This window comes from Synechococcus sp. R6-7 (genome assembly GCF_047461695.1).
Taxonomy (GTDB): domain Bacteria; phylum Cyanobacteriota; class Cyanobacteriia; order Thermostichales; family Thermostichaceae; genus Thermostichus.
This window is the reverse complement of record NZ_JANSHS010000110.1, coordinates 1-2,768: the sequence shown is the minus strand read 5'-3', so window position 1 is coordinate 2,768 and position 2,768 is coordinate 1. Positions and strand designations below refer to the sequence as shown.

Genomic DNA, 2,768 nt, shown 5'->3' with positions numbered 1-2,768 from the left:
TTTGGGCAGTTCAACCAAGTCTACAGGGCGGTGGGGGCGGTTATTGTTCTGCTGCTCTGGGTTTGGCTCACTTCCTTGGCGCTGCTGTTTGGGGATCAGATCAACATCGCCCTCTACCAGGCGCGAAAATGGATTGCAGAACGGGATCCCTAGCCCTTACTCCAAATCCGAGTCATGGATGCAGACGGAAATTCTCTCACCCACTCCTGAGCACATTGCCGTAGCGGCGGCAGCCTTGCTGCGGGGCCAGTTGGTGGCCATCCCCACGGAGACGGTTTACGGCCTGGCGGGCCATGGCTTGGATGAGCAGGCAGTGGCAAACATTTTTGCCGCCAAGGAGCGCCCCCGCTTCGATCCCCTGATCCTGCATCTGCCGGCTGGGGTGACCCTAGAGCAATTGCAGGGGTGGCTGGTGGACGTGTCGGCTTTTACTCCCGCCGCTCGCGCTTTGCTGGGATCCCTGGTCGACACCTTTTGGCCGGGGCCCCTGACTTTGGTGCTGCCCAAGTGCCCCACCGTGCCGGATCTGGTGAGCAGCGGGTTGCCTACTGTTGCCCTGCGGGTGCCTGCTCACCCGGTGGCTCAAGCTTTGCTGCAGGCGGTGCAAACCCCTCTGGCTGCCCCCAGTGCCAATCGCTTTGGCCGCATCAGCCCCACCTCAGCCCAGGCCGTCTATGCAGAGCTGGGAGGGCGGATCCCTTACATCTTGGATGGGGGAGAGTGTGCCGTGGGCCTAGAATCCACCGTGCTGAAGCTCAGCCCCGAGGGGATCCCGACGCTGCTGCGCCCAGGAGGGATCCCACTGGAAGCCCTGGAGGCCCACCTGGGGTTGCCCATCCGGTTGCCCCCAGAACAGGCCCCCAAGGATGGCACAACGGGCCCGCCAGAAGCGCCGGGACGACTGAGCAGCCACTATGCCCCCAGTAAGCCCCTCCGGCTTTTGCCCACCCCTTTTGCCCAGCTTCAGCCCGGCGATTGGCAACAGGTGCAGCACCTGACAACCGGTCATTCCCACCTGGGCATCCTCAGCTTTGCCACGGATCCGCAGGCTCTGCTGAACACCCTCTCCCGCCATTGGCCGGGGATCACTTTCAGTTTGGAGTGTTTGGGTTCGGATCCCAAGGCAGCCGCCCGCGCCCTCTTTGCCAGCCTGCGCCGCCTGGATGAGGGAGATGCTACGCTCCTGCTGGCAGAGCCCCCACCCATCTCGACGGGGTTGGGCTATGCGATGATGGATCGGCTACGCCGGGCCAGCAGCCTTTCGCGTTAGCGTCGCTTAGCGATATGGAACTCTCCCCCCTCGTTGCCATCGTAATGGGCAGCGATTCCGATTTGCCCACCCTTGCACCTGCCGCCCAGGTGTGTGAGGAGTTTGGGATCCCTTACCAATTGCAGATCCTCAGCGCCCACCGCACCCCCGAGGCCATGGTAGAGTTTGCCCGCCGCGCCCATACCCAAGGGATCCGCGTCATTATTGCCGGGGCAGGGGGAGCAGCCCATTTGCCGGGGATGGTGGCGTCCCTCACCCCTCTGCCGGTGATCGGGGTGCCGGTGCTCAGCCCATCCCTGCAGGGGATCGACTCCTTATACTCGATTGTGCAAATGCCCAAAGGGATCCCGGTGGCCACGGTGGCCATTGGCAACGGCTACAACGCGGGTCTGTTGGCGGTGCAGATCCTAGCCAGTGGGGATCCCGATCTGCTCCGGCGGGTGATCGCCTATCGGGAAAGCCTAAAACAGTCGGTGCAGGAGAAAAACGACCAGTTGCAAACCCAAGGGTGGAAAGCCTACCTCGACTCTATAAAGCATAAGAGCATAATTTAAGGAGCGTTGATCTATCTTGCCGCTTGCAAAGGGCCAGATAGGGCCGAGTTTTGGGAGTTGCCATCGGTGAAGCATCAATCGGGTCGCCCTTCTTCCGGCCAGGGATCCTGGCCAGAATATCTGCAGCGGGTGGGGCGTGGGGCAGTGGAGACGGGATCCCAAGTTGCTCTGTGGATCCTATCGGGGCCGCAGTGGCGGGTTTTGGCTCTGTCGGCCTTGGCGTTGGCAGGGCTGGCCTTCTGGAATGGGCGGCTGGCGCTCTCTCTGGGGGTGGGCACCTTGGTGATGTTGGGGCTACAGGGGGTGCGCAGCCCTGAGTTCAACCGCCGCTGGCAGGAGTGGCAAGCCTGGTTTCGGCAGGCGGATCGCTGGCTTTTGCTGGCAATTGGTTCGGGAGCAGCCGCCACCTTGGGCACCTACACCCTCATCTCCATCTGGGCAGAATCCACCCAACGCTGGCTGGCCACCGGTGCCATTCTACAGGGATTGGCCACTCTAGCCTTGTTGTCGCTGCTGTTTGGGGAGTGGCTCAGGGGCCGACAAGAGCGGCAACGGTCTCAATTGGAGCGCGACCTCAGCGACATTGCTTCTCCCGATCCCTTCCGACGGCTGGCGGGCGTTCGCCGCTTGCAGAGTTTAATGTCTCACTTGGATCCCGAGCAAACCCGGCTGGCGGTGGATTATCTGCGGTTGGCCCTCGACCAAGAGACGGTAGCGGTTGTGCGGGAAGCCCTGCTGGAGGCCCTACAGGGATGGGGGATCCTGCGCCGCCTCAACGATTTGACCAATCTCAAACACCCCAGCAGGGATCCCTCTTCAAACTAAGATAACGGCTGTCTTGGTCCTCAAGGGTTTGACTGGGATGATAAATTCAGTCCCTTGGGCAATCCGCCAAATAGATTGCTCACCTCAGGTTTAGCTAAACCGCCGAGAAGCCCCGCGCT

At 61.8% G+C, this 2,768-nt stretch carries 4 protein-coding genes; all 4 read left to right on the top strand.

From position 1 onward, the window contains the following. A partial coding sequence (locus NW815_RS03905) for a YhjD/YihY/BrkB family envelope integrity protein (RefSeq protein ID WP_414415734.1) occupies positions 1 to 153 on the top strand: 153 nt, incomplete at its 5' end. A gap of 25 nt (positions 154 to 178) precedes the next feature. Further along, positions 179 to 1,270 (top strand): L-threonylcarbamoyladenylate synthase, encoded by a 1,092-nt coding sequence (locus tag NW815_RS03900; RefSeq protein ID WP_414415733.1) that lies wholly within the window; start codon positions 179 to 181, stop codon positions 1,268 to 1,270. A gap of 14 nt (positions 1,271 to 1,284) precedes the next feature. Beyond that, complete coding sequence (purE, locus tag NW815_RS03895) at positions 1,285 to 1,824, top strand: 5-(carboxyamino)imidazole ribonucleotide mutase (RefSeq protein ID WP_414390574.1); 540 nt, start codon at positions 1,285 to 1,287, stop codon at positions 1,822 to 1,824. 66 nt (positions 1,825 to 1,890) lie between these two features. Beyond that, positions 1,891 to 2,649: a hypothetical protein gene (locus NW815_RS03890; protein ID WP_011432665.1), complete on the top strand. Its 759-nt coding sequence runs from the start codon at positions 1,891 to 1,893 to the stop codon at positions 2,647 to 2,649. Positions 2,650 to 2,768 lie beyond the last annotated feature (119 nt).

What these genes read in the sequence shown, in the direction of transcription:
- NW815_RS03900 (WP_414415733.1), top strand. Translation starts at nt 179, where the DNA reads ATGCAGACGGAAATTCTCTCACCCACTCCTGAGCACATTGCCGTAGCG.
- purE (WP_414390574.1), top strand. Translation starts at nt 1,285, where the DNA reads ATGGAACTCTCCCCCCTCGTTGCCATCGTAATGGGCAGCGATTCCGAT.